This is a genomic window from Microbulbifer sp. CAU 1566 (genome assembly GCF_023156515.1).
Lineage (GTDB): Bacteria > Pseudomonadota > Gammaproteobacteria > Pseudomonadales > Cellvibrionaceae > Microbulbifer.
In genome coordinates, this window is record NZ_JALNMG010000003.1 from 340,350 (window position 1) to 364,091 (window position 23,742).

General features: G+C 55.7%; 19 protein-coding genes and 1 other RNA gene. 7 read left to right on the top strand and 13 right to left on the bottom strand.

The genetic code is table 11. The annotated features are described in order from the left end of the window. Positions 1–52: 52 nt before the first annotated feature. Positions 53–439, bottom strand: a complete 387-nt coding sequence (locus tag M0G74_RS09820; protein WP_160153995.1) for a hypothetical protein — start codon at positions 437–439, stop codon at positions 53–55. Between the two features lie 260 nt (positions 440–699). Between M0G74_RS09820 and M0G74_RS09825 the strand changes: the two genes are divergently transcribed. After that, complete coding sequence (locus M0G74_RS09825) at positions 700–843, top strand: DUF3149 domain-containing protein (RefSeq protein WP_201276828.1); 144 nt, start codon at positions 700–702, stop codon at positions 841–843. A 234-nt stretch (positions 844–1,077) separates the two neighbouring features. Here M0G74_RS09825 and M0G74_RS09830 read toward each other — a convergent pair whose 3' ends face one another. Next, positions 1,078–3,051 carry an acetoacetate--CoA ligase gene (locus M0G74_RS09830; RefSeq protein WP_248216410.1) on the bottom strand — a complete coding sequence of 658 codons (1,974 nt, stop codon included), beginning with the start codon at positions 3,049–3,051 and terminating at the stop codon, positions 1,078–1,080. A 211-nt stretch (positions 3,052–3,262) separates the two neighbouring features. Between M0G74_RS09830 and M0G74_RS09835 the strand changes: the two genes are divergently transcribed. Next, the gene (locus M0G74_RS09835) at positions 3,263–4,171 is read left to right on the top strand and encodes a LysR family transcriptional regulator (protein ID WP_248216411.1); all 909 of its coding nucleotides are present in this window, start codon (positions 3,263–3,265) and stop codon (positions 4,169–4,171) included. Between the two features lie 36 nt (positions 4,172–4,207). Here M0G74_RS09835 and M0G74_RS09840 read toward each other — a convergent pair whose 3' ends face one another. The 5 genes from M0G74_RS09840 to ffs all read right to left on the bottom strand — a co-directional run bounded on the left by M0G74_RS09840 (position 4,208) and on the right by ffs (position 8,884). Next, the gene (locus M0G74_RS09840) at positions 4,208–5,149 is read right to left on the bottom strand and encodes a hypothetical protein (protein ID WP_248216412.1); all 942 of its coding nucleotides are present in this window, start codon (positions 5,147–5,149) and stop codon (positions 4,208–4,210) included. Beyond that, a complete protein-coding gene (locus M0G74_RS09845; RefSeq protein WP_248216413.1) occupies positions 5,149–5,487 on the bottom strand; it encodes a helix-turn-helix transcriptional regulator in 339 nt (112 codons plus the stop codon). The genes M0G74_RS09840 and M0G74_RS09845 overlap by 1 nt, the downstream gene beginning before the upstream one ends. Positions 5,488–5,769: 282 nt before the next feature. Then, positions 5,770–6,240 carry a Dps family protein gene (locus M0G74_RS09850; protein ID WP_160154000.1) on the bottom strand — a complete coding sequence of 157 codons (471 nt, stop codon included), beginning with the start codon at positions 6,238–6,240 and terminating at the stop codon, positions 5,770–5,772. A gap of 260 nt (positions 6,241–6,500) precedes the next feature. Then, a complete protein-coding gene (locus M0G74_RS09855; RefSeq protein WP_248216414.1) occupies positions 6,501–8,441 on the bottom strand; it encodes a M2 family metallopeptidase in 1,941 nt (646 codons plus the stop codon). 346 nt (positions 8,442–8,787) lie between these two features. Further along, positions 8,788–8,884, bottom strand: an RNA gene (gene ffs, locus M0G74_RS09860) — signal recognition particle sRNA small type. 259 nt (positions 8,885–9,143) lie between these two features. On the opposite strand from ffs, the gene M0G74_RS09865 reads away from it, so the two are divergent. Together M0G74_RS09865 and M0G74_RS09870 are read left to right on the top strand one after the other, a co-directional pair. Then, entirely contained in the window at positions 9,144–9,986 is an 843-nt protein-coding gene (locus M0G74_RS09865) for a 6-carboxytetrahydropterin synthase (RefSeq protein ID WP_248216415.1), read from the top strand. A 6-nt stretch (positions 9,987–9,992) separates the two neighbouring features. After that, positions 9,993–10,760: a 16S rRNA (uracil(1498)-N(3))-methyltransferase gene (locus tag M0G74_RS09870; RefSeq protein ID WP_248216416.1), complete on the top strand. Its 768-nt coding sequence runs from the start codon at positions 9,993–9,995 to the stop codon at positions 10,758–10,760. 178 nt (positions 10,761–10,938) lie between these two features. Here the strand turns inward: M0G74_RS09870 and ald are convergent, their stop codons facing one another. Continuing rightward, positions 10,939–12,084, bottom strand: coding sequence for an alanine dehydrogenase (ald, locus tag M0G74_RS09875; RefSeq protein WP_160154003.1), 1,146 nt, complete (start codon positions 12,082–12,084; stop codon positions 10,939–10,941). Positions 12,085–12,378: 294 nt separating this feature from the next. Here ald and M0G74_RS09880 point away from each other — a divergent pair, with 294 nt between their 5' ends. The 3 genes from M0G74_RS09880 to M0G74_RS09890 all read left to right on the top strand — a co-directional run bounded on the left by M0G74_RS09880 (position 12,379) and on the right by M0G74_RS09890 (position 17,529). Beyond that, entirely contained in the window at positions 12,379–12,864 is a 486-nt protein-coding gene (locus tag M0G74_RS09880) for an Lrp/AsnC ligand binding domain-containing protein (protein WP_160154004.1), read from the top strand. Positions 12,865–13,007: 143 nt separating this feature from the next. Continuing rightward, positions 13,008–14,321, top strand: coding sequence for an efflux RND transporter periplasmic adaptor subunit (locus M0G74_RS09885; protein WP_248216417.1), 1,314 nt, complete (start codon positions 13,008–13,010; stop codon positions 14,319–14,321). Positions 14,322–14,337: 16 nt separating this feature from the next. Continuing rightward, positions 14,338–17,529, top strand: coding sequence for a multidrug efflux RND transporter permease subunit (locus M0G74_RS09890; RefSeq protein ID WP_248216418.1), 3,192 nt, complete (start codon positions 14,338–14,340; stop codon positions 17,527–17,529). A 39-nt stretch (positions 17,530–17,568) separates the two neighbouring features. Here the strand turns inward: M0G74_RS09890 and M0G74_RS09895 are convergent, their stop codons facing one another. The 5 genes from M0G74_RS09895 to putP form a co-directional block, all read right to left on the bottom strand. Then, entirely contained in the window at positions 17,569–18,039 is a 471-nt protein-coding gene (locus tag M0G74_RS09895) for an Mpo1-like protein (RefSeq protein WP_248216419.1), read from the bottom strand. A 383-nt stretch (positions 18,040–18,422) separates the two neighbouring features. Continuing rightward, on the bottom strand, positions 18,423–18,911 hold the full coding sequence (locus tag M0G74_RS09900) for a hypothetical protein (RefSeq protein ID WP_248216420.1): 489 nt from the start codon (positions 18,909–18,911) through the stop codon (positions 18,423–18,425). Further along, entirely contained in the window at positions 18,901–20,862 is a 1,962-nt protein-coding gene (locus M0G74_RS09905) for a hypothetical protein (RefSeq protein WP_248216421.1), read from the bottom strand. Before M0G74_RS09905 ends, M0G74_RS09900 begins: the two co-directional genes overlap by 11 nt. A gap of 255 nt (positions 20,863–21,117) precedes the next feature. Further along, complete coding sequence (locus tag M0G74_RS09910; protein WP_160154009.1) at positions 21,118–21,630, bottom strand: O-acetyl-ADP-ribose deacetylase; 513 nt, start codon at positions 21,628–21,630, stop codon at positions 21,118–21,120. Between the two features lie 65 nt (positions 21,631–21,695). Then, the gene (putP, locus tag M0G74_RS09915) at positions 21,696–23,171 is read right to left on the bottom strand and encodes a sodium/proline symporter PutP (RefSeq protein WP_248216422.1); all 1,476 of its coding nucleotides are present in this window, start codon (positions 23,169–23,171) and stop codon (positions 21,696–21,698) included. Between the last annotated feature and the right edge of the window lie 571 nt (positions 23,172–23,742).

Genomic DNA, 23,742 nt, shown 5'->3' on the forward strand with positions numbered 1-23,742 from the left:
GCCCACACCGGTGATTTACTGACGAATCACAAGGGCTGCCACCCATTGATCACTAGCGTGGCGGCACCGCCGGGTTACCAGCCCGCTCCATCAGCGGATTGCAGTTCTTGATAATCACCCGGCCTTCCAGCAGGTTGCCCTTGGAATACTCACTGAAGATGCACTCATTCGTCCGCGGATCGTAGTTTTCAACCCAGAGATTGTCGTCCTTCCAGGTAGACCCCAGATGCCTGTGCCCCTCCGGCACCGAGATCCGCATCACACCGCCAAAGCGTTTTACGAACACCTGCTCAAAGTGGAAGTAATAGGCGAGCCAACCCGCGAGAAAGATGATGGCGGCGACAATCGCGCCTTTGCCCAGGCTGCCCAGCCGGCTGCCGGCGAACAGGCATAACACCACCAGCGCAATGACTGCGGCCCAATACAGATATGTAATCATGCTGATCTTCCGTGACGTTATTGGTTAGAAATTATTGGTTTGCGGCCGTCGGTTTAAAACAGGAACTGAGAAATCTTATTACCCACAGGGTAGCGCAGATTGGCTGGCGCGGCATAGCGCATCATTCGTCGCCACCCTTGATCTGGATCAAGGGTCCCAGGGCGCGCCACTTTACACTGAGCTCAGTGAAAGACAACCGGAAATGACAAACCCTCGGGACCCGCTCAGGTGCCCGCTGCAGACAAAGCCCGGAGGCAACCATGGATGCAATGATCGACCTTTTCACCAGTTTTTCTGGCCTGCTCAGCCTCGGCATCATTGGCTTTGTATGCCTGATGGGCGGTTACTTTACCCGAATGGCGTTGCGCAAAATGGATGAAGAGCAGGCTCGACTGAGCCAGTAGATATAAACCAGTAGATAGCAGGAGGTCGATTGAACCCCTGCAATAGACCGCGGAGAACGGACGGCTAACAAAAGCGACTAGTCAGGGGAAGCGGATAAAAGGCCGGGCGATCACTCGCTCCGGCCTTCAGCATGTCAGCCCCCAGGATCGATGAATGGTTACCTGTGGGGCTTTAATTAGGGCTTCAATACAGCACCCTCTATGCAGCGCCGACAATGCAGCGCCGTCACAAAGTCACTCGCCGGACAGCTCCGGCAGGTTTTCGAACAACGTCAGCGCCTCTGGATTGGCCAGGGCCTCCTGATTCTTCACCGGCTTGCCGTGCACCACATTGCGCACCGCCAACTCGACAATCTTACCGCTGATAGTACGCGGAATATCCCGTACCTGGATCACTTTGGCGGGAACATGACGCGGCGTGGTATTGGCGCGAATTGTGGTGCGAATCTTCTGGATCAGTTCGTCGTCAAGTGTCACGCCCTCACGCAGCACCACAAACAACACCACCCGGACGTCATCCCGCCAATCCTGCCCGATACAGATACTGTCCAGCACTTCCTCGACCTTCTCCACCTGGCGATAGATTTCCGCAGTGCCGATACGCACACCGCCCGGGTTCAGTACGGCGTCGGAACGGCCATAGATGATCACCCCGCCGTGCTCTGTGATTTCCGCGTAATCGCCGTGGGCCCAGACACCGGGCCAACTGTCGAAATAAGCCCCTTGGTATTTACTGCCGTCGGGATCATTCCAGAAGCCGATCGGCATACACGGGAAGGAACTGGCACAGACCAGCTCACCTTTTTCCTCTTGCACCGGCTTGCCGTCATCATTCCACACTTCCACCGCCATTCCCAAGCCGCGGCACTGCAACTCTCCGGGATATACCGGTAACGCAGGGTTACCCAGGGCAAAGCAGGAAATGATATCCGTGCCTCCAGAAATGGACGACAGACAGACATCGGCCTTCACATCCCGGTACACATAGCGGAAACCTTCATGGGCCAGAGGGGAGCCGGTGGACAACACCGCGCGCAGACGGTTGAGCTTATGGCTTTCCCGCGGTTTGCAGCCCGCTTTTTCCAGCGCGGCAATGTATTTAGCACTGGTGCCAAAAACACTGATTTCCTCTTCGTCCGCCATATCCCATAGGCACTGGGCCGCCGGATAAAACGGTGAGCCATCGTAAAGCACCAGGGTGGCACCACAGGCGAGACCACTCACCAACCAGTTCCACATCATCCAGCCACAGGTGGTGAAGTAAAACAGGGTATCGTCGCGGGAAATATCCGTATGCAGGCGGTGCTCTTTCAGGTGTTGCAACAGGGTGCCGCCAACACCATGCACGATGCACTTGGGCACGCCAGTGGTGCCGGAGGAGTACATGATATAGAGGGGGTGATTGAATTCCGTTTGCTCAAAGGTGAGCGCCCGCTCCGGTGCCGCGCCCACAAACGCGTCCAGCGTGACTGCGCGATCCAGCCCGGCAATATCGTCCGCAGTCTGCTCAGCACTCCGCGCAACGGGCACCACTACCAGTTGGGATATGGAACTGATCTGTTCCACGATCTGCTGCAGTCGCGGCAGCGAATCGATGGTCTTGCCGTTGTAAAAGTAGCCCTCGCAGGCAAACAGCACTTTCGGCTCCACCTGCCCAAAGCGGTCCAGCACACCATTGATGCCAAAGTCCGGAGAGCAGGAAGTCCACACGGCGCCAAGGCTGGCGGTTGCCAGCATGGCCACCACGGTATCCATGACATTGGGCATAAAGCCCGCAACCCGGTCACCTTTACCCACGCCGGCACCAGCCAGCGCCGAAGCCAACTGCTCGGTTTTTGCAAACAGCTCAGCGTAACTGAGCTGTCGACGACGACCATTTTCCAGCCGCTCCACCAAGGCGATCTTGTCGTCGCGATAGCGCAGCAGGTTTTCCGCAAAGTTCAGGCGCGCATCGGGAAACCATTCGGCGCCCGGCATCACATCCTTACCCAGCACGCGCTCGCCGCGCTCACTGGCAATCACTTCTCCGAAATCCCACAGCTGCCCCCAGAAGGCCTCCCGGTTTTCAACAGACCACTGATACAGCGCCGGATAGTCCGCCAGCGTCTGCTGGTGATTCTCATTGACCAGACGGCGGAACTGATCCACCTGAGTAGCGGCGATCGCTTCGGGGCTGGGTTGCCACAGGGGCTGCGCGGGATTGCTCATGGATGCTGACTCTCTCTGCTGAAGGCACCGTCTGTAACTCTTTACCAGAACTCTCTACGAGCGGTGCTTTGCCATTTATTTTGGATACTAGCCATTATTGGCCTTAACGCACTGCGAACAATCATGCCTTGGTCTAACACTTAAGACTATTTTAAACTTATTAACCAATGTTAAATTTTACTTAACATTCATCAAGAGCCAGCCCCCACACATGAGCACCACCGTCAAGCAGCTGCGCGCCTTTGTGGCGGTCGCCAGAACCCAGAGTCTGGCGGAGGCCAGTGCCCAGCTGCACGTCTCCCAGCCCGCCATCTCCATTGCTGTCCGCAGCCTGGAAGAGTCTCTCGGGGGCGCCCTGTTCAGTCGCGACGGCCGCCAGCTGGTGCTGACGCCGGAGGGCGCGCAGTTTGTGGACCGCGCACAACAGCTACTCCACAACTGGGACAACACCCTGGATGCCGTGCAGCAGCGCTTCCAGCTGCAACAGGGACAGCTTTCTCTCGCCGCCATCCCCGCCTTCGCCATGAATCAGCTCCCCGATTTACTGCGTGAATTTCACCGGCAGCACCCCGCCATCAATATCGTGCTGGAAGACATTGTGATGGAACGGGTAGTAAATGCAGTACAGGAGGGGCGCGCGGAATTGGGGTTCAGCTTTCGGCCAGATGATCTCGGCAACCTGGTATTTCACCCTATCGCCACAGACCGTTTTGTTGCGGTGCTTCCGGCCGGGCACAAACAGGGTAAACGCAAGGAAGTGCGTTGGCAGGAATTGGGGGCAGAACCGTTTATCGCCATGAACCGCGGTTCCGCGGTACGGCGCTGGACCGATGCCGCGTTTGCTCAGGCCCTGGACCCGGGGGCCAAACCGCGGCTATTGTGTGAAGCCAATCAGCTCAGCACCATCGGGCGTTTGGTGCAGTCCGGTCTCGGTGTCAGTGCAGTCCCCAGTTTATGCAGGGCACAGATGGAATCTTACGGGCTGATCTGCCGCCCGCTATCAGCGCCCATCGTGGCGCACGAAGTGGGCGTTTTGACCAAAAGTATCGGCGCCCTCTCGACCCCAGCTCAGGCATTCCTGGCGCTGTCCACGGGTAAATCCATCGATAGCGCCGACTAGAACAACCACCACCACGGCAACTGCCGCCACCGGCGCTTAACTCGCTATACGCGCGCGAATTAACCCCCGCAGATTACCCAGTAGATCCCAGGCAGTAATGGCGATCACGATGCCCACCGAAACCTGCCAGGCACCCTGCTCCGGCTGCCAGAAATCGCCACTGCGCCACTCGATGGAGAACGGCGGATAGACCCGCAACAGCATCGCCAGCAGCAATAACCAGTAACTATTCAGCGCCGCGTCGATCAGCAGACGGTTGCGCGTCCAAAAAGGCGCGAACAATTTGACCAGTGATGTAATCACACTCAGGCCAAGGGCAATATTCAGCCAGGGCAACATGGCGCCCAGCGCTGGCGACAACACCAGTGACGACCCACCGTCTGCGCCGGGCAATCGCCACAGGTCGTTCAACCACGCCATCGCCAACAAGGTGACAACAAACTCCACCGCAGAATCAAAGCGCGGAACCCGGTTACCGGTGTTTACAATTCTCGGCAGCGAGCGCGGGTTCCAGCGGGCAAAGACTTTGCGATAACCGAGACCCTCGCCAGCGAGGTAAAACACCAGAGTCACCCAGGCGAAAGCGTGAATCGCCCCTTCGTAGACGCCGGCCAGCCAACCAATGACCGCCTTGAGTAAACTGGGGGTTTCCTGGCCATACAGGGACGCCACCACTCCCACCGCGCTGACCACGGCAAGTATTAGCAGGGTCCATTTCAACACTTGTAAATACAAGGGAAATAGCGGCTCGCTGACCAGGGTGCGCCGAGGTTGATAAGCCGCCGCCACCGCCATCGGATGCCCGCGTTCCTGCAACAGCGCCAAGACTTCCTGCTCGGTAGGTGCACGTCCCAGGCGATCCGCCAGCTCATCGCACTGGTCCTGCAGCCCCGAATACAATTCGCTGCCCACATCCTCCCGCAATCGAGCCGGCAAATAGGTTTTGACGTTTTCCACGTAGCGCTGCAACCAATCCATCAGTCTTTCTCCGCGAGTTGTCCGATTACATCATTCAGGCTTTGCCATTCACTTTGCATTTCCGCGAGGGCGATTTCCCCCCCGGCATCGATCTGATAAAAGCGTCGCTTGCGCCCATCTTCCTGCTGCCACTCACTGCGCAATAGCCCCTGATCTTCCAGCCGCCTCAGCAGTGGATAGAGAGTGCCTTCATCAATTTCCAGTCCCTTTGCAAGCAAACCCTTGCGCAGGGAGTAGCCGTAGTGCGGCTCCCGCAATGCCAACAGCACCGCGAGGGTCAAGGCCCCTCGCCGCACTTCCATTACCAGCCTGTCGAGTTTTTCCGGTGCTTTCGTCATCTACGCCCCAAGCTGATATGCATACTGTGTCACACACAGTATTTACTGTGCAGTACACAGTAGTTATTTGCAAGCCGCCGCGAGCGAAATACGTCAATCTGGCGCAGAAAATAACGGGGGTACGATGGAAGAAATGCGGGAGAGAGCCAGGAGGAAGAGGGTCAGAAGGTAGAGAGTCAGAAGGTAGAGAGTCAGGAGAAAAACAGGGAACAACATAAAACGAAAGCTAAGGGCAAAATAAAACCGGCACGGGGCCGGTTTTATACGCGGTCAGATACGTTATTACTGGGTAGTGGCCCGCAGCATCCAGGCGGTTTTCTCATGGACCCGCATACGGTCCGACACCAGCGCCACCGAGGATTCGTCATCGGCTTCCTGAGCGGCCTTGAGCGCTTCGCGGCAAGTTTTCACTACCGCTTCATGCCCCTGGGTCAGGATACGCACCATTTCCTCAGCAGCCGGAACGTCCTCTACCTCTTTGATGGAGCTCAGCTCAGCAAAGGCTTTGTAGGTACCCGGGGCGACAACATCCAGGGTGCGGATTCGCTCGGCAATATCGTCCACGGCGGTCGCCAGCTCGGTGTACTGCTCTTCAAACATCAGGTGCAGTTCCCGAAACAGTCGCCCGGTCACATTCCAGTGAAAGTTGTGCGTTTGCAAATACAGGGTGTAGGAATCTGCCAACAGCTTCTTCAGACTTTTGGCGACCGTTTCGCGGTCCTTGGCACCAATACCGATATCAATATCGCTCATTCGCAACCTCTTTTTGCTAGGGTTCAGAACTTTTAATGCCGCCTTATCCTACGTTTTCAAGAGCTGCCGTAAAAATATGCTGTGTTTTACGGCATCGATAAAACGGCCACTGATCGTCATGATAAGCTCACGCAGGGCAATTCAAAATTGCCCCTCCATATCCAGCCCATAGCCAAAACCAATCAACTGGCCGCACCTGACAGCTTCCCGAGTGTCGCTAACCAGGTGCCGCTTACCACGTACCACCTATCAAGTACCACCTACCAGCCGCACTCGCGATCCTTGTTCTGCTCCTGCAGGTACACCATCAGGGGCTGGAAATAATCCACGATGGCCGAGGCATCCAGTTCGCGCTGGCCGGTCAGGGCTTCCATGGCATCCGGCCAGGGTTTGCTCGCACCCATCGCCAGCATGTCACGCAGTTTTTTTCCGGCGGCCTGATTCTTGAAGATGGAACAGCGGTGTAGTGGTCCTGTTTCACCGGCTGCGTCACACAGCGCGCGATGGAACTGGAACTGCTGGATACGGGCCAGGAAATAGCGCGCGTACGGGGTATTGCCGGGGATATGGTATTTGGCACCCGGATCGAAGTTGGCCTCGGAACGCTCAACCGGCGCCTGAATTCCCTGGTATTCCTCCCGCAGTTTCCACCAGGCTTTGTTGTAATCCCCCGGCGCTACTTCACCGTTGAATACCTGCCAGCGCCACTTGTCCACCAGCAGGCCAAATGGCAGGAAGGCAATCTTGTCCAGTGCCTGCTGCATCAGGTAACCCAGGTCTTTTTCTTCACCGGGAATTTCATCCATCAGCCCGATTTCCTTCAGGTATTTCGGTGTGATGGAAAGCGCGATGGTATCGCCAACCGCTTCGTGGAAACCGTCATTGGCTCCCTCTTTGTAGAGAAACGGCTGATCGTTGTAGATGCGCTGGTAAAAATTGTGCCCCAACTCGTGATGCACCGTGATCAGGTCTTCACCGGTTTTGTTGATACACATCTTGATGCGGATATCGTCTTTACCATCTAGGTTCCACGCACTGGCATGGCAGACCACATCGCGGTCGCGAGGTTGCACGAACTGCGAACGCTCCCAGAAGGTTTTCGGCAGCGGCTTGAAGCCCAGGGAAGTAAAGAACTTTTCCCCAACCTTCACCATATCCTTCTCACTCATGCCGGAATCCACCACCAGCTGGGTGAGGTCGTAAGGCGCCTCCATATCGTCGTCTTTGACGATATCGTAAATATTGCCCCACTCCTGTGCCCACATATTACCGAGGAGGTGCGCGGGGATTTTGCCCGAAGCCGGCGCCACATCATCACCGTAGTGCTCGTTCAGTTTGGCGCGCACGTGACAGTGCAGCGCTTCATACAGGGGTTTTACCTTGCTCCACTGGTTGTCCATATCCGTAGCAAAGGCATCGGCAGGCATATCGTATTTAGAGCGCCACATTACACTGAGATTGTCATACCCCAGCTCCTTGGCCCCGGCATTGCCGATCTCGACCTGGCGTTCGTACAGTGGCTTCATCGGCGGAGATACCTTGCGCCACCCCACCCACAGTTCTTTCAGCAACTTGGGATCGCGGCTGTTGGCCATCTTCTGGCCCATTTCCGTCAGGGTGTAGCAGGTTTCTTCGCCATCACCGGCCGGCTCATCATCACCCGTTTTCTGGCCCGGACAATACTTGCCTGCGCCATACATTCCCTGCATTTTTGAGCCGATCTGCGCCAGCTCCGCCGTCAACTTGGGGTCGTTCGGCGAAGGAAATACCAACCCCTGCTTCAGCATGGTGAGCATGCGCCGGGTTTCCGGGTCCAGTTTGACGTCGTCAAATTTTGCCGCCTGCTGGGCCAGCTCAACCGCCAGTGAGGTATAGCGCTCGACCGCCAGTGCCTCTGTATATTGAGAGTCGACATTGATATAGGTTGATGCGAGCCAACTGGCATGGCTCACCTCTTCGGCAATTTTCTCCAGCCGCGCCTGCGCACTATCGAGAAATGCCTTGGCGTCTTGCGCATCGAGGGTGCCGCTGGCGCTGTCGGCTTGCGCCACCGTGCCGGCAGCAGTGGTATCCGCACCATAGGAAACTGCTTCGGCAGATGATGGCGCCGCGCCCTTCGCTGACTCTGACTGGTTGTTTCCACCATCACAGCCCGCCAGAGCCAAAGTGGCGGCGGCAATTACCCATGCTAGATTTTTCATCGACATCCTCTGGTCAATTTTTCGAATTATCTGGTGAGCGGCACCCGAAACCGGGCAAAAAGAAAAAAAGGAACTGTCGCGATTTATAGCACATGGTTTCCCGCTGCCGAGATGCTGCAGGGGATCCCCCAGGCACATCGGCACAATATTCCCCGTATCCCGCTTTATTTGGGCAAAAATTTCGAAACTGAAGCAAAGCGATGTAAGCAGCCCAGATACGGAGTGCTCAGAATTCAGACAAAATCGACAAATGAACAGACGGCGTTCGGAAATTTATGGAAACGGAAAACAAACGAAGAGCGGAAGAGCGATAAAAATAGAAGAGGAAGGAAGAGATTGGAGGCAGCCCAACCAGCACACCCCCGGCACATGATGTCACTGCTACCGTTGCTCCCTTCCGGGCCTGGCGGGGTTCACAGCTGATCATTGCGAGGAGACCGGAAGGGCCGCCACAACGCTTCGAGCAATCAGATTAGCACTGCAACTCAAAATGAGAAGCCGGCTGCACTCGAAGAGGGCGCGATTATAGAGACTCCAGGCGCCAGGTGCCACCCCCAATTTCTGCTCGATTTACTTGAGGAAAGAACCCTCAGCAAAATCCCTGTAACAGGGCCACAATTTACAACGCCAAAAAGCTATACTGTGCCGCGCCCGAATCCGGGCATTCACTTACTTTTCAGCCAATTTCTAGCCGGAAAACCTATGCACCTGTTTGTCGACAGCCTCACCAACGTGGACTTCAGTTACCTCCACCAGACCCGCGGTATCGTTGGTGAAACCTGGCTCGCCAATGCTGCACTGGACGGCGCCCTGGATCACCAGGGCATGGTGTGTGACTTTGGCATCGTCAAAAAGACCCTGCGCAATTGGCTGGATACCGAGCTGGATCACCGCCTGCTGGTCCCCACCCTCGCCCCGGGGCTGACCCTGCAACAGAGTGGCGACCGGGTGGAACTGGACTGGAAGCTCGGCAATGGCGACACCATTACGGTCAGCGGCCCCTCCCAAGCCTTTGCGCTGGTAACCGCAGACGAGATCACCCCGGCGTCGGTTGCAAAGTGGTGTGTGCAGCAACTGGACGGCATTTTCCCCACCAGCGTGGACCAGCTGAGTCTCGACTTCATCAGTGAAGTCATCGATACCCCCTTTTACCACTACAGCCACGGCCTGAAAAAACACGACGGCAACTGCCAACGCATTGCCCACGGCCACCGCTCCCGTATTCGTATTGATGTAGACGGCGAGCGCAGCCGTGAACTGGAATCCCTGTGGGCGACACGCTGGGCCGATATTTATCTGGGCACCCGGGAAGACCTGCTGGCGCAAGACGGCCAGCTACTGCGCTTTGCCTACAGCGCCCGCCAGGGACAGTTTGCACTCAGCATCCCTGCAGAGCGCTGCGAACTGCTGGATTGCGACACCACCGTCGAACAGCTGGCCCAGTACATCGCCGATGTCCTCGCTTCGGATCACCCCGGCAAACACATACAGGTGCGCGCTTACGAGGGCATCGGCAAGGGTGCCGTTGCCAGCGCCAAACGCTAAGCTGCCATGAACCTGATACTGCTAAGCCCGACAGACTTTGCGCCGGGCAGTCTTTCCTCCAACTCGCCGTTGCCGAGCAACACGCCCGAACCCGCTCCCATTATTGCCCGCCTGGAAGACCGCCGATTTCAGCACATTGCGGAAGTCCACCGCGCCCAGGTCGGCGACACCATGAAAGTCGGCTTGATCAACGGCGACATTGGCGATGGCGAGGTCATTGAGCGCGGCGAGCGGCACATCACCCTCAAGGTAAGCCTGCACCGCAGTCCACCACCCGGGCTGCCGCTTACCCTGCTGCTGGCGCTTCCGCGGCCGAAAATGCTCAAGCGCACCATTCAGCACGCCACTGCCCTGGGGGTAAAAAAACTGTATCTGATTAACGCCTACCGGGTAGAAAAATCCTACTGGCAAAGCCCCTGGCTCGCCGAAGACAAACTGCGCGAGCAGTGCCTGCTGGGACTGGAACAAGCAGTCGACACCGCCATGCCGCAGATTGAATTACGCAAGCGCTTCAAACCCTTCGTCGAAGATGAACTGCCGGAACTCGCCCGCGACTCCCTCAAGCTGGTAGCGCACCCGGTAACCACCTCCGCCTGCCCGATAGACATTCAGCAGCAAACCACCCTGGCAGTGGGCCCCGAAGGTGGCTTTATCCCCTACGAGGTGGAAAAACTGCAGGAAGCCGGTTTTGAATCGGTACACCTTGGGCCGAGAATTCTGCGGGTAGAAACCGCACTGCCAGTGCTGCTCAGCCGGCTTTTTCCGGCAAGCTAACTGGCAGCCCTACTTCTACCGCCCACAAACCTATTTCTGTCGCCCATAAAAAAGCCGCGCTAAAAAGCGCGGCTGCAAAGGCAGTAGAAGACACTGCCGGGTCTCACAGAGCGGGGCTTGGGGTAGCCCCGGAAGAGAACTGATAAAATTCAGTTCTGCTACTCAAAAGCAATGGCTTTTAAGCAGCTACATCAGATTCCACTGCAGATTTCTGCAGGGCCAGCTTGGGATCTACGTACTCGTAGCCCAGTACATCGGCAACCGCTTTGTAAGTCACCATACCGGCGTGTACGTTCAGACCTTCCAGCAGGTTAGCGTCGTCCAGCAGAGCCTGTTTGGCACCTTTGTTCGCCAGGGCTACCGCAAACGGCAGAGTGGCGTTGTTCAGGGCCATAGTGGAAGTACGGGCAACACCACCGGGCATGTTCGCTACACAGTAGTGCACTACACCGTCAACAACGTAAGTAGGCTCCTGGTGAGTGGTCGCCTTGGAGGTTTCGAAACAACCACCCTGGTCGATCGCAACGTCCACAACCACAGCGCCCTTCTTCATGCGGCTGATATGGTCGCGGGTCAGCAGCTTCGGAGCCGCAGCGCCCGGAATCAGTACCGCACCTACAACCAGGTCTGCCGCCAGTGCGTGGGACTCGATGGCATCGTTGGTGGAGTACTCGGTGCGTACCGCGCCACCGAAGATATCGTCCAGCTGACGCAGACGCGGCAGGGAGCGATCCAGAATGGTCACGTCGGCACCCATACCCAGCGCCATCTTGGCCGCTTGGGTACCTACGACACCACCGCCGATAATCAGTACTTTGGCCGGTGCTACGCCCGGCACGCCGCCCAGCAGCACGCCAAGGCCGCCTTGGGCTTTTTCCAGGTGGTGTGCGCCACACTGTACAGACATGCGGCCGGCAACTTCAGACATCGGCGCCAGCAGCGGCAGGCCACCGAAGCGATCAGTTACGGTTTCATAAGCGATACAGGTTGCACCGGATTTCACCAGCAGTTCAGTCTGCTTGGGATCGGGCGCCAGGTGCAGGTAGGTGTACAGCAGCTGGCCCGGGCGCAGCATTTCGCATTCATGAGGCTGGGGCTCTTTCACCTTTACGATCATATCGGCGGTGGCGAAGATTTCTTCGGCACTCTCGATGATCTTGGCACCAGCCTGCTCATACATTTCGTCGGTAAAGCCAATGGCAGAACCGCCGTCTTTTTGCACGATTACGTCATGGCCATTACCAATCAGCTCGCGAACGCTCGCTGGAGTCAGGCCGATGCGGTACTCGTGGTTCTTAATCTCTTTTGGGACACCGATCAACATAACGATTTCTCCTCGATACTCTGTATTGAGCGCAACTGTATTGAGCACAGCTTTTCGCGCCCCTTCTCTTGTTGGATTCCTGCAGTATAAGCAGCAATTTCAAGTGGATTTCTTCATGTTTTTAAATATGATTAGTGGAATCCACTAGCAATGTGGCTCAGAGTACGTTTTTCAGCCATTCGAGACCAAATTTTGTGCCACGGACAAGTCAAGCCCGCCCAGTCGGTGATCTGCAGGTGCATTCAGCGCCCGCAGATTACCGAGTGCCGACCGACCACGGAGTGAGTTAAACCAATGAAAAGACGCGCCAGCGAACTCAGTACCATCGACCGCAATATCCTCCGCGTACTGCAAAAAAACGGTCGCACCAGCTACGCCGAGCTCGCTCGCCAGGTCGGCCTTACCGCCACCCCCTGTGTCGAGCGGGTCAAGAAAATGGAGTCCGACGGGGTAATCCAGGGCTACACCGCCCTGATCAACCCCGAGTACCTCGACGCCGCGCTGGTGGTGTTCGTACAGATTCGACTCAACCGCTCGGCACAGGACGCTTTTGAAGCCTTCCGCAGTGCGGTATCGGAACTGCCAGAGGTACAGGAGTGCTATCTGGTGTCCGGGAGTTTCGACTACCTGATCAAGGCCCGGGTGGCGGATATGAGCGCTTACCGGAAGTTTTACGGAGAAACACTGCTGACCCTGCCGGAAGTACAGGAATGCACCAGCTATGTGGTGATGGAACAGGTGAAAGAAACCCTTGAGGTACCGGTGCACTACAACCGGTAAATCCATCGGAAAGAACAGTCTCAAAAGGATCAAATATAACGAGCTACATTAATTTCGCGCCAACAATTGGCCCGTCCTTCGCCAGCTGCCACCCAGCCCTCTAGGATTAAGGAAGATAGGTCTATTCACTCAAGTTGCGGGAAATGATGTACCAAACTCTTCGTAACCTTCTTCGCTGGCGGAATCTTGTTGTCGCAGCCTGCCTGCTGCCGCTTGGCTGCGGGGAAAAAGAAGCTGCCAAACCGGCACCGCCACCGAAAAAAGTGGAGGTGGTTGAAGCCCAGCGCATGCGCTTCAGACCCAGCTTTGAAGTGCCCGCCGTGGTAGAAGCCGTAGAGACCGCGCAGATTTTCCCCCTGGTCGCTTCAAGGATCCTCTACCAGAACATCGCACCGGGGAAGTATTTCAAGCAAGGCGAAGAACTCGTAAGGCTCGACCCCTACCCCTTCGAAACCAAAGTGGCCACGGCGGAGTCCAGCATCGCGGAAGCCATGTCCACTTACGAGCAGACGAAGGCCAACTTTGACCGCGCCAGAAACCTGAGGCCACAGGGATACATTTCGGCAAAAGACTTCGACACTGCAAAATCCGCCATGCAGGCGGCAGAAGCCCAGCTCAACACCGCCCAGACCGCACTACAACAGGCCAGGCAGGACCTGTCCCACACCTCGATCGTCGCGCCCTTTTCCGGGCGCGTAGGCCACCCCAACTACGCGGTGGGTGACTTTTTCATCCTCCCCAACTCGGTGCCGATTACCCAACTCGTCAAAGTCGACCCGGTGTATGTCCTCGCCCATATTGGCCAGAAAGCCTACAACGAGTTCTACGGCGCAATCGAAAAGCTGAAGCAACAGGGCCGCGCCATCCCGAACATGGAGCTTTACATCGTGCTGCCGGGCGACACCGTGTACCCATTCAAAGGGGAATTTTTCTCCTGGGACGCCACGGCTGCGGCCACCCGCGGCACGGTTGCCGCCCGCATCCTGTTCCACAATCCGGACGGCCTGCTGTTGCCCGAAGAAAATGTCACCCTGCACGGCAAGCTTCTGGAAGAAGTGGAACGCATCGTCATTCCACAGAAGGCGGTTTCCCAGGACCAGCAGGGCCACTTTGTCTACCTGCTGGATAAAGACAGCAAGGTCAAGCGGGCCAATATTGAAGTGGGCATGCGTATCGGCGCCAACTGGGCGGTACCCAAAGGCCTCAAAGTGGGCGACAGGGTACTGGTGGAAGGACTACAGAAAGTGAGCCCGGGCGATGCCGTTGAAGTCACGCCCGTCAAAATCGAGCAGCTCGAAGACCCCACGCCACCAAACCTGCGCCCGGCACCCCACTCGCTGCGCGAACAGCTCCGCAGGGAGCGGGAAGCCTTCCAGGAATACCAGAGGTCGACCATGGAAATACGGCAGCAGAACCAGCCGGGGGATGTCTACACCCCCTATGACACCGGCAAGTAGCACGGACTGTTAAACCGTGAGCAGTGACAGCCACCTGTTTATCCGCCGCCCGCGCTTTGCTTTTGTGATCGCCATATTGATCACCTTTATGGGCGCGCTTGCCGCTATCGTCATGCCGGTGGATCAGTACCCGGACATTGCCGCACCCAAAATTTCCGTGGTTGCCACCTACCCGGGTGCCGATGCCGAGACCGTAAAAAACGCCGTTGCCATCCCCATTGAAGAGCAGGTGAACGGTGCAGAAGGCATGGTCTACATGACCTCCAATTCCGGCAGCGATGGCACCTACACGCTGTTCATGACGTTTGACATGAACACCGATGACGACATGGCGCAGGTGGATGTACAAAACCGGGTGGCACTGGCGGAGCCATCCCTGCCTCCGGAAGTGCTGAAGCGCGGTATCAAGGTTCGCAAGCGCTCGTCCGACATGCTGATGGTGGTGAACCTGTTTTCCCCGGATGAGCGATTTGACGGCGTCTTTCTGTCCAACTTCGCCTCACTGAATTTGCTCAATGAACTGGCGCGGGTACCCGGTGTCGGTGAAGCCAAAATCATCGGCCCGCTGGATTACGGTATGCGGATCTGGCTGGATCCGGTGAAAATGGCCAACCTCGAGATTTCCGTACCGGAAGTACTCGGGGCAATACAGGAACAGAATATTCAGGCAGCCGTTGGGCAACTGGGCTCCCCACCATCGCCCGACTCCACCCAGTTCCAATATGTACTCACTACCAAAGGTCGTCTGACTTCGGAAGAAGAGTTCGGGGAAATCGTGCTGCGCGCCGATGAAAGAGGTGGCGTCATCCGCGTGAAGGATATTGCACGGGTGGAACTGGGAGCCCAGATTTACAAAGGCTATGGTGAATACAACAATGGCCCCGGCGTGCTATTGGCGATTTACAAATTGTCGGACGCCAATGCATTGGAGGTTGCCGAAAACGTAAAAGCCAAAGTAGAAGAACTTTCGCAATATTTTCCCGAAGGTGTTGAGGCGGTCATTGGTCATGACACCACCGAGTTTATCGCGGTATCCCTCGAAGAAACGATTTTCACCCTGATCGCAACGATCATTCTGGTCATCATCGTAACCTACCTTTTTCTCGGCAATGTACGCGCCGCCCTGGTCCCCACCCTCGCAGTACCCGTGTCCATTATCGGCACTCTCGGCGTCCTCTACGCCATGGGAATGACCATCAATACGGTCACCCTGTTCGGCCTGATTCTTGCCATTGGGGTGGTCGTCGATGATGCCATCATTGTCGTTGAGGATGTCGAGCGCATCATGCACGAAGAAGGCCTGGACAAGCGCGCCGCCACGGCCAAAGCCATGCAAGAGGTATCGGGCCCCATTGTTGCCACATCAATGGTGCTGCTCGCGGTATTCGGGCCGACGATGCTGCTGCCGGGCATGACTGGTCGCATGTTCGGGCAGTTCGGCACCACCATTACCGTGGCCGTACTGATCTCCATGATCAACGCACTGACATTGAGCCCGGCACTCTGCTCTACCGTATTGAAGGAAGGCCACAGCAAACCCAACGTAGTGATCCGCGGGTTCAACTGGGGCTTTGAAAAAGTAGCCAGCGGTTATCTTAAAATCGTGGACTGGCTCGCGCGCCATATACTGCTCAGTCTCGTCATCATTGCCGGCCTGTTCGCCTGCCTCTTTTTACTATTCCAGTCCGTACCCAAAAGCTTCATTCCCGATGAAGACAAAGGGTACTTTATGGTGGATGTCCAACTGCCTGAGGCGGCGGCACTGGCGCGCACCGAGAGCGTAATCGACCAGATTAATGAAACCCTGATGCAAGACCCAGCCGTCGACAAAGTGCTTTCGGTAAATGGTTTCAGCCTGCTCAATGTGATGCTGCAATCGAATGCCGGCATGGTGATTGCCAAACTCAAACCCTGGCACGAACGCAAGTCACCGGATGTTTCACAGCAGGCGCTGCAACAAAAATACCAGGCACAATTCGCCCAGTTGCCCGAAGCGCAGATTCTGGTGTTCGGTGCACCCGCCATTCCCGGCCTCGGAACCATGGCCGGATTCTCCTTCATGCTGGAAGACACCCAGGGCGTCGGTGCGCAGGAACTGTTCAAGGTAGTTCAGGACTTCTCCGCAGCCGCCACCGAACAGCCTGAAATTGCCCGCGCCTTCTCAATATTCAAAGCCGGCTCGCCCCAGATCCGGCTGGGTATCGACCGCGTAAAAGCCAAGACCCTGGGTGTAAAAATCAGCGATATCTTCCTCACCCTCCAGACCCAGCTCGGCGCCATCTATGTCAACGACTTCAACCTGTACAACAAGACCTTCAAGGTCATGGTGCAGGCCGAATCCAGATTCCGGCAACAGGAACGCGACCTGGAAAAAATCTATATCACCAACAACAAAGGCGAACCGATACCGCTACCGGCCATCCTGAGTACCAAACCGGTCCTGGGCGCCGTTACCCTCAAGCGCTACAACACCTATGATGCCGCCAAGATCAGCGGCGGCCCCAACGCCGCCGGGGGATTCAGCTCTGGCGATGCCATGGATGCGCTCGAACGCGTGGCCAGGGAAACACTACCCGACGGCTTTAAATACGACTGGTCCGATTCCAGCTATGAAGAGCGCAAAGCCGGCAATGCATCCACCATCGCCCTGGTACTCTCACTGATATTTACCTTCCTGTTCCTGGCTGCCCTTTACGAATCCTTTATGACGCCGTTTGCGATCATCCTGTCGGTACCGATTGCCATCGTCGGCGCCATCGCCGCACTGCTCATCGCAAAGGAACCCCTCAGCCTGTACGGCCAGATTGGCCTGGTGCTGCTGGTCGCCCTGGCGGCGAAAACGGCAATTCTGATCGTGGAATTTGGGAAAACACAGAGGGAAGTGGAGAGACTGTCACTGCACGACTCGACAATAACCGCAGCAAAACTGCGCTTCCGCCCCGTCATCATGACCACCCTCTCCTTCGTGGTAGGAACCATTCCGCTGGTCATCGCTTCCGGCGCCGGCGCAGCCAGCCGGGTATCCCTGGGAACGGCCGTGATGGGAGGCACCATCATGGCGTGTATCGCGGGCACACTGCTGGTGCCCATTTTCTTCAAAATCGTGCAGGGGCTGCGTGAAAAGGTACACAGGGGAGAGACAGGATCATCCGGCTCGCAGCCGCCCCGGGACAATCCTGAGCACAGCCACGGCAAGGCTGCGGAATAGCGACTAGGCGAAACTGTCAGATACAGACGCCAGGCAAACTCAGTACTTGATACCCAGCTTGCGGTACAGGAAGCCGATCACCCAGGCTGGGCCAATCAACAGGAACTGCAGGTCTTTAAAAAACGAAGGCTTCTTGCCCTCAATATGGTGCCCAACAAACTGGAACACCCACATCACCACAAAAACCCCCACAGACCACCAGAGCACACTCTGCCCCGCCCGCTCCAGCCAACTGCAAGCCCCGAGGCAAAGCAGGGAGAGCGCGACCATCCCCAGCGCCAGCGCCAGCGGGAAGGACATCACCATATAGAACAGAATGGTCGGGATCAGCGCAACGATTGCCCAGTTCAGCCAGGGCAAGGACGCCATCCACCCGGGCTGTGGAATGGACCAGAAAAGACCGACAACGGTGAGGTAAATAAGAGGAACCGCCACCCAGTGGATGGCCTTGTTGGTGGAATTCTGGTGGCTCTCACCGTATTCGCTGAACCATTGGTCTGCTGTACGCATGGTTTGATCTCGCCTTGGTTGTTATTGGATTGGCTTTTGGGATGGTACAGTAGAACCAGCCCAGACCAAACAGTCACAAAGCTAGACTGCCGGAGAAAGTAACCGTCCGCATGTGCACTTTTATGAAAGGCCCGGCTACTTAATTCGACCTTTCCCCTTCTTAACACTTCTTCAAGTCTAGGAAATTCTCTAGAACACAAGATACCGATTAAAATAGATTTTTTCGTCTCTCATAGCACCAACTGAATTCTAGTTCTGTTTATACAAGCACGAATAAAAGCCATTTAACTCTTTTGAGCTCACGGCTGCATTTACCCAGTGCCTAACCTGAAAAACTGTAAGTACCTCACTCCAGAAACAGCAGAAAATCCAAATCAAGAGAATCAGCTTATGCTGCGAAGGATGTTCAACAGACCACCTTCACGAAGAACTTGATCCGTAAGCTGCTTTTCTTGATATCCGAACGTACTACCAGTCGGCTTTCGACTTAAATTTTTCCATGAAATTCCTTTCTGATATCTAGCTCCACAGTTCATATCTCGAGACACCTTTAATTCTTCGCCACCAAATCTATCGACAACATGATATTTTCCCGCGGGAAGCCCCCCCTCTGCAGAAGACCTCCAGATCGAATTCTCCACCACGTCAACAAACCAGGAAACAGAACTTAACGGATATTCTGATTGATACACATCAAACCCGGGCTCATCTGCCATATCCGGAATTAAAGCTGGTTTTTTTGAAATTAAATAAAGTATATTCTCTGAAACTATTACAAATAACTCTTGGCCATCAAACCCCAAATTAGGAAGCTTAGAAACCAGCCTATAACCCTCAGGTAGACTATTAGTATTTAGCATCTTATCCGCCATTAATCAAAGTTGCAGGTATAACTTTTACCGCACCAATTTTCTTACCCTCTAACTCACCTATGGTCAAAGGGTCCCTCTCAAATGTAAAGGTTTCAATAACACCATATTCCTGACCTATACTTTTAGCGTATTTAGAATCTGGTGTAACTCTAGTCAATCCATTCCCTGAAAAAGTAGAATTCGCCCCAAACTCTACTTCCACTAAATTCCTAGCAATCATGAGCCTTTGTTCATCAGAGTTTTCGATTATTCTTTCAGAAAACTTCCTAACTTCCTCGCCGTCATATAGATTCCCGCCAATTTTTTTATATTCCGAAATGAACTTTTCATACTTTTCAGTAGTTTCAAGATTCATCAGGGAGTCCATATCAACATCGAGATTATACAATTCCTCCGAAAGCTCTCGACTTCCGAACAATGCCATATTTTCATATGTTGGAATAAAACTTTCTCTTTCCGTGCTAGGGGGCATTTTATCCATATCTATAATGACTACGCTGTAGGCTCTATTCGGATTAAAATCCTCAATCCCAAATAGCCCCGCCAATATCTCAGGATCAGAATCTGCAGCCTCGGCCATATCAAATGTGGTCGCCCAGTACGGTGCACGTCCAGTATCTCTCCGGAACCCTATACCTTTGCCCTTCGCAGATTCCGCGTCGTCGAAAACTAACCTCAAATAAAAACGGTCGTTTAGATCTCCTCGACTCACTCTATCCAACAACTCAGCATCGGAATATTTCGGTTTGTACCCACCACGCACGATTCTTTCCCTTGCTTCTTTAAGACGACTTTCAGCTTCAGCCAACGAAGTGGGTGGAGACCTTCGACGGGGGCGAGAATTTTCATTTTTCTGTGAGAACTCCTCATTCCTGCCGGACTCATGATTTTCACTCGACTCAAGATCCGAGAATGATGCAGCTTTTGACTTTGCTCCGCGCGCCTTCTTCAACGCATTGCGACGCTTCTGGTATTTGGCAAAATCCAGCATCAAATCGCCAACGTCTTTGAAACGGGCCAGTAAGCGGCCATTCTTCGCCATGGCCGCAACGCCACCGACACCGCCAGTGAAGGCGGCCAGGACGATGGTTAGGATGATTTCGAATACACCACCACCGGCAAATTCAGTCATTTCCAGGCTGTGTTGTGCCTTGACGTAGTCTTTGGCAAAGCGGGTTATATCGCTGCGCAATGCGCTGTCGTCGTATATCAGGTGCGCGACTTCAAAAGCCTGCTGCAGCTGCTCTGCTGTAATAGTGCTTGGATCAAACCCCAGAACATCCACCAACTCTTTTTTAACTTTGCCGAGATATTCTTTCGAGGACTGTTCGAAGCTTTTGTCGTGAACGTAATAGTCGTAGGTGGCGCTCAGCATTTGGGTCTGCTGGCGAATGGGATTCACCAGCATTGCCACTTCGGCAATGTCCTTGGTCCACACCGCCAAGTCCCACGCGCCCTGCCCGAGTGCACTGCCAAATTTCCCCACATAAGCGCCGGCCTTTTCCAGACTGGTGCGCTTGCTGTGTACCGCCTCAATTCGCGCGGCTTCTGCCCGCTCTTCGGCAATAATTTTCTGCAGCCCCATGCGAATACGGCCGCGCAGGTTTGTCTGCCGCTCGTCGAGTACACCCTCTCCGTGGGGGGCTTCTTCGATCAGTAGCCGGTGCTGTTTGACGGCGAGATATACCGCCCGGTGCTCGTCGCTAAAATGCCCGGGCGCGCCGGGGTACTGGTGGGTGTGCAGCAGATCCTGGCCAGAGAATGCCTGATCAAGCGATTGGCTGAGGGTAGCTTTCGCCAGAAATTGCTCAAAAATCTGGTCGAGCGCGGTGGTGGGAAATGAGGCAAGCAGCTCTGCGGACAGATCGTTTTCAAAAATGGTCGGTGCACTGGACCAACCAGCACTTACCCGATAGCGGTCGCCGCGCTGGTTCTCAACGTAAATCTGCATGAATTTTCCCTTTCATAACGCACAGTACGCCGTGGCCCGGTGAGTACCACTGGCGTGAATCCTTAAGAGGGAAATTCTAAAAGAAGTGCACAGCCCGGCAAAGCCAAGGGCTGTGATGAATTGCGTTAATTCGGGAATTTTTCTGGAAAAACGCGGTGCGCGCTTGCTGACTGTTACGGCAGTGCCAATTAGCGGTCCGTTTTTCAGGGCAGCCGACAAAAATCTGCGCGATCGACACCCGCTAATTGGTACGCCTTAGCGGCGCACGCAGGCGTCCAGCTGCATCCGGTAGAGCTCTGCCATGTCTTCGTCCATACAGCAGAAAATAACGTGTCGGGGCCCGCCTTCGCGATCCAGGTGGTTCTGCACCTGTTCTACCGCAATCTCAACAGCAAGTTCAGGGGGGTAATCGTAGACACCGCAACTGATGGCAGGAAACGCAATTGAATGAACATTCTCTCGGCGGGCCAGGGCCAGGCATTGACGGTAGCAAGTGGCAAGCAATTCGGGTTCCCCCAGATTGCCGCCTCGCCACACCGGGCCAACGGTGTGATAGATACGTTTGACCGGTAAACGGAATCCAGGGGTGCTGCGCACATCTCCTACGGGGCAGCCGCCGATCTGGCGGCAGGCTTCGAGCAATTCGGGGCCGGCGGCGCGGTGTATGGCGCCATCTACACCACCACCGCCCAGGAGCCTTTGGTTGGCTGCGTTGACGATTACATCTACGTGCAACCGAGTGATATCACCGAGGTGTACTTCGATCACTCTATTTACTCCAGCCGCGGCACCACCGTTCAATTGCGCAACTTTGCGCACGCACTGTGATCAGGCTACTGCTTTTGCCCCAGCAACTGACGGTGGCGCGTTGATATTTCCTCAGGGCAATGCGTCACAGCACTTACTAAAACAATAGCAGCTGCGGAGAGCACAAAGCCCGGTAACAGCTCGTATAGATCAAAGATGCCACCTGACAGCTGTTTCCAGATCACAACGGTTATACCCCCCACCAGGACTCCGGCGATGGCTCCGGCGCCAGTCATTCGCGACCAGTAGAGGCTGATCAGAATCGTCGGGCCAAAAGCGGCACCCAATCCCGCCCAGGCATAGGCCACCACATCCAGCACTTTGGAGCCCGGGTCCATGGCCACGCCTACCGCAATCAGCGACAACGCCACGACTGCCCAGCGACCCACCTGCACCAGGCTCTCGGAAGAAACGGCGCGGCCGAACCAAACGTGATAGATATCCTCCGCCAGGGCAGCGGACGACACCAGCAACTGTGAATCCGCAGTACTCATAATGGCGGACAGGATGGCCGCCAGCAGAATTCCCGCCACCAGCGGGTGGAACAGCGCCTCTACCAGCGCCATGAAAATACGCTCACCATCCGGAATCGTCTGCGCGAGCTCCAGGTGCCCAAAGAGCCCAACCGCCATGGCGCCAAGAAAGCCCGCCAAAGACCAGACCGCAGCAACCGTTGCCGCGGCCGGCATATCATCCGGGTGACGCAGGGCCTTGAAGCGCGCCAGGATATGCGGCTGACCGAAGTAGCCAAGCCCCCACGCCAGGGAACTGAGAATGGCCGCGACAGAGAGCGCCTTGCCAGTATTGTCCGACATCCAGTGCATCAGCTCCGGGTGCTGCTGCTCCATGGAGGCCCAGGCGGTGCTGAATCCTCCCTCATCGGAAATCACCATCACGGGAACAATGACCAGCGCCAAACTCATCAACAGCCCCTGGAAAACGTCCGTCCAGGAAACCGCAAGAAAGCCCCCAAACAGTGTGTAGGAAATCACCGCGATGGCGCCGATAACAACCGCCCACTGGTAATCCCAGCCAAATACCGTCTCAAACAGCTTGCCACCGGCGATCAGGCCGGACGCCACATAGAACAGGAAGAACAGCAAAATGAAGATGGCGCACACCGTGCGCAGATAGGGGTGCGCCAGATTAAACCGTCGATGCAGGTAGGCCGGCACGGTAAGGGCGTCATCCAGCGCATAGGTGTAAATGCGCAAACGCCGCGCCATGGTAGTCCAGCTGAGCACAATGCCGCTGAACAGGCCAATCGCAATCCACCCGGACGACAACCCGGTCGCATAAGCCGCGCCCGGCAGCCCCAGCAGCAGCCAACCGCTCATGTCAGAAGCGCCAGCACTCAGCGCCGCTACCGCCGGTGGCAGTGAACGGCCACCGAGAAAATAATCACTGGCATTCTTGGTGCGCTGGTAAGCGTAAACACCAATCGCCAGAATAAGTGCCAGATAGGCGATGAAAGTAAGAGCGACAAGCCATTGTCCAGGCATGTGGGATTCCCCGTCAGATTTGGCAGATAAAGCCCTCTTTGGCCAAAGAATAGGCTGAATCCGTCGTTATTGGTCTTTATTGCGCGTAAATCTACCCATTTGCTGGCGTTTGCTCAATCGGCAAACTAAACCAAGGGTGAGAGTACAGATATTGGAAGATGCCACGGATCGGCGTATCCATACCAAGCAGTAAGGGAATATCGAGACATTATGGGTATTTGTTTAGACGAACTCCGGGTACTGGTGATTCGTCCCACGTTAAAGCAATTGCGCGCCTGGTCACCGGGGATGGAAGCCCTGCTGCTGGGTACCGCAGCCCAGGAATCCGAACTGGGATTCCACCTCAAGCAGGGCCGCCGCCACGGCATGGGCATCTTCCAGATACTGCCCAGTACCCACCGACAGATCTGGGATAAATATCTGATCAATTTCCCCCCGCTCGCCTCCAAAGTGCGCGGACTCGCCAGCCAGCGCGACTTCCTGCAACACCCCCACGCCGAACTTGCCACCAACCTGCGCTACGCCACCGCCATCGCCTGGCTGGTATACCGCGCCGCCGGCGTAGAGAAAG

Coding starts and splice junctions, on each gene's coding strand:
- M0G74_RS09820 (WP_160153995.1), bottom strand. CDS start 439: ATGATTACATATCTGTATTGGGCCGCAGTCATTGCGCTGGTGGTGTTA.
- M0G74_RS09825 (WP_201276828.1), top strand. CDS start 700: ATGGATGCAATGATCGACCTTTTCACCAGTTTTTCTGGCCTGCTCAGC.
- M0G74_RS09830 (WP_248216410.1), bottom strand. CDS start 3,051: ATGAGCAATCCCGCGCAGCCCCTGTGGCAACCCAGCCCCGAAGCGATC.
- M0G74_RS09835 (WP_248216411.1), top strand. CDS start 3,263: ATGAGCACCACCGTCAAGCAGCTGCGCGCCTTTGTGGCGGTCGCCAGA.
- M0G74_RS09840 (WP_248216412.1), bottom strand. CDS start 5,149: ATGGATTGGTTGCAGCGCTACGTGGAAAACGTCAAAACCTATTTGCCG.
- M0G74_RS09845 (WP_248216413.1), bottom strand. CDS start 5,487: ATGACGAAAGCACCGGAAAAACTCGACAGGCTGGTAATGGAAGTGCGG.
- M0G74_RS09850 (WP_160154000.1), bottom strand. CDS start 6,240: ATGAGCGATATTGATATCGGTATTGGTGCCAAGGACCGCGAAACGGTC.
- M0G74_RS09855 (WP_248216414.1), bottom strand. CDS start 8,441: ATGAAAAATCTAGCATGGGTAATTGCCGCCGCCACTTTGGCTCTGGCG.
- M0G74_RS09865 (WP_248216415.1), top strand. CDS start 9,144: ATGCACCTGTTTGTCGACAGCCTCACCAACGTGGACTTCAGTTACCTC.
- M0G74_RS09870 (WP_248216416.1), top strand. CDS start 9,993: ATGAACCTGATACTGCTAAGCCCGACAGACTTTGCGCCGGGCAGTCTT.
- ald (WP_160154003.1), bottom strand. CDS start 12,084: ATGTTGATCGGTGTCCCAAAAGAGATTAAGAACCACGAGTACCGCATC.
- M0G74_RS09880 (WP_160154004.1), top strand. CDS start 12,379: ATGAAAAGACGCGCCAGCGAACTCAGTACCATCGACCGCAATATCCTC.
- M0G74_RS09885 (WP_248216417.1), top strand. CDS start 13,008: ATGATGTACCAAACTCTTCGTAACCTTCTTCGCTGGCGGAATCTTGTT.
- M0G74_RS09895 (WP_248216419.1), bottom strand. CDS start 18,039: ATGCGTACAGCAGACCAATGGTTCAGCGAATACGGTGAGAGCCACCAG.
- M0G74_RS09900 (WP_248216420.1), bottom strand. CDS start 18,911: ATGGCGGATAAGATGCTAAATACTAATAGTCTACCTGAGGGTTATAGG.
- M0G74_RS09905 (WP_248216421.1), bottom strand. CDS start 20,862: ATGCAGATTTACGTTGAGAACCAGCGCGGCGACCGCTATCGGGTAAGT.
- putP (WP_248216422.1), bottom strand. CDS start 23,171: ATGCCTGGACAATGGCTTGTCGCTCTTACTTTCATCGCCTATCTGGCA.